This is a genomic window from Aquiflexum sp. (assembly GCF_041751335.1).
Classification (GTDB): Bacteria; Bacteroidota; Bacteroidia; order Cytophagales; family Cyclobacteriaceae; genus Aquiflexum.
This window is the reverse complement of record NZ_JBGSXS010000083.1, coordinates 1-2,516: the sequence shown is the minus strand read 5'-3', so window position 1 is coordinate 2,516 and position 2,516 is coordinate 1. Positions and strand designations below refer to the sequence as shown.

Here is a 2,516-nt window from a genome sequence, read left to right as displayed (position 1 = left end):
AATTCCATTTCAGGTTTTTCTTCCTCATAAACAATTTCATGCAGTTTTATACCATTATTTATTTTTTCTCTTAATGATAAACAACCATAGAGTAAGCCATTTGCATCTCCGCCATTAATGGTAATGGTTTTTCTATCAGGTATAATCCTATAAGATTCCTTATCTAAATTCACCGCATTTACATCAAGGTTCAACAAAAAATCATACTGAGTCCTGTTTTCACTGATTTTATATCCTTTGCTGATTAAAGCCTCACGCATGATTTTATTTGCATATTTGGCTTGGGATAAATCTGCATCGTATAAAACATAAACTGATTGGGAAAACCCATAACCTAGTCCTAAGACCAAGAAAGAAAATAGTCCAATTATTAATTTTTTCATAATATCATAGGTTTAAACCAGTAAAGCTAAGGGAACTGGAAAGTGAAGAGTAATAAAAAAAACAATCTGAAAATTTATTTAAAATAAGACCGGCCATATTGTTTGGGATATAAATATCTTTATTTGATATGGCCGGAATTTTTACATATTAATCAATCATATCCAGGATTTTGCGGTAAGATTGAAGGATCATTAATTAGAAGAACTTCATTTTCAGGTAATGGCCAAAGAATCATATGAGGTTCCATTCCAAATGGTGTTAAAACCTGGAGCGCTTTACCCCACCTTATAAGATCAAACCAACGGTGGCCTTCCATATTCAATTCAAGCCTTCTTTCCAATTCGATCAAATCGCGGGTTTCGGCTTGTGAAATTCCTGAATAAGTACTTACACCTGCTCTTGCTCTCACTAAATTCAAATAATTTAGTGCTTCACCTGTTTTATTATTTTCGTTTAAGGCTTCAGCAAGCATTAAAAGAACGTCTGCATATCTTATGACTGGAAAATTGGCATTACCATTGTCTCCGCTCGGTACTTCAGAAAGATATTTTCCAGTGATGGCTGACCACCTTGCTGGAAGTGGGTTAAATACTCCATCTCCTGTTGTCACTCCTAAGGCTGCGGATATATCTCTTCTACTATCCCCCACCTCAAACAAATTTCTAAAAGAAATTCTAGGAGTGCAGCTATCATGAAGTGTACCAACCATACCATACAATGCCCTAACAACCGGCCAATTGGCTGAGCAAATGCTGGTCATATTATTGCCAGCGGCATTAGGTGCTGATGTATATTCTATGTCGAAAATATATTCTTGGTGGTGCTTATTATTGTGGTCAAACACATCATTAAAATTATTCAAAAGATTATAACCCATTGAAGTCACTTCCTTGAGAATAATTTCAGCTGCAGGATAATTTTTCCTTGTCAAATAAACTTTTCCCAAAAGAGCTTTGGCTGCTCCCCTAGTCGCCCTCCCGACATTCTGACCTGAATATTGTACAGGAAGGGCATTAGCACCTTCAATCAAGTCCGGGATAATCATTTCGTTGTAAATTCTGTCCACTTCAGTTCTACCTGTATTGTAAGCATCTTCAGGTGCTAGAGAGGCAGAAATAAAAGGAACTGCTCCAAAAACCCTTACGAGATTAAAATAACCTAAAGCCCTGATGAACTTTGTCTCGGCTATATATTCAGCTTTATTTGGAATATCTACTCCTTCTATTTTTTCAAGCAATAAATTAGCGCGATTGATCATAATGTAGCCATTTGACCACAGACCATTTGCTGCATTATGTCCTTGAAAATTATCAGTCAGAACTCTTCCAGTCTGATTGGTGGCTTCTTGCCAAACATCATCAGCCCTAAGGTCACCAATTTCCCAAAATCCAGTATATTGTCCTCTCAATCCGGTATAAACTCCTACAAGAGCCTGTTGAAAGTCTGCTTCTGTTTGATAAAGGAGATCAACCGTCACTGAAGATGGGGGCAATAAGTCAATAAAGTCTTCACTGCATGAGGTTAAGGTAGAAACAACCAAAACCGAAGACAGGAACAATATTTTTATATTTAGCTTAATAGTTTTCATGATCTATTTTGTTTGATATGAGAATGGTTATCAGAATGAAATATTAATGCCCACAATATGACTTTTCGGGATCGGATAATTATTTATATCCACACCGGGTGTAAGGGCTGTACCACTATTATTCACATCAGGATTAAATCCATTGTAGTCCTTGCTTGGGAATATAAAAGGATTGAAGGCTGTGTAATATAATCTCACACCATTTAACCCATATCTTTCCACTATGGATTTGGGCAATTGGTAACCAAAATTTATGTTATTGATCCTTAAATACGACCCATCCATTAAATGGAATTGGCTCCATTGTTCTCTGTTACCGCCTTTTGGACCATCATTTGGTCTTGGGGTCATTCCATCGCCTGGGTTTTCCTCAGACTCCCAATAATTCCAATTTCTTATTACCTGTTTCATCCTACCTCTAGTATTCGCATTTGATCGGTAAGCCTCTGCCAATATTTGGTTTCCATGGGATCCTGTCAAACTTACTGTTAGGGAAAAGTTACCATAACTAAACCTGTTTTGCATACCATAAAAGAAATCTGCA

The 2,516-nt window shown here is 36.8% G+C and carries 2 protein-coding genes and 1 pseudogene; all 3 read right to left on the bottom strand.

All coding sequences use genetic code 11. The features are described from left to right. A partial coding sequence (locus ACEW8U_RS05090) for a glycoside hydrolase family 20 zincin-like fold domain-containing protein (RefSeq protein WP_373520955.1) occupies nt 1-383 on the bottom strand: 383 nt, incomplete at its 3' end. 152 nt (nt 384-535) lie between these two features. Continuing rightward, nucleotides 536-1,972: a RagB/SusD family nutrient uptake outer membrane protein gene (locus ACEW8U_RS05085; protein WP_373520954.1), complete on the bottom strand. Its 1,437-nt coding sequence runs from the start codon at nt 1,970-1,972 to the stop codon at nt 536-538. A 30-nt stretch (nt 1,973-2,002) separates the two neighbouring features. Then, a pseudogene (locus ACEW8U_RS05080) lies at nt 2,003-2,516 on the bottom strand (SusC/RagA family TonB-linked outer membrane protein); the annotation flags it as partial.

Coding starts and splice junctions, on each gene's coding strand:
- ACEW8U_RS05085 (WP_373520954.1), bottom strand. CDS start 1,972: ATGAAAACTATTAAGCTAAATATAAAAATATTGTTCCTGTCTTCGGTT.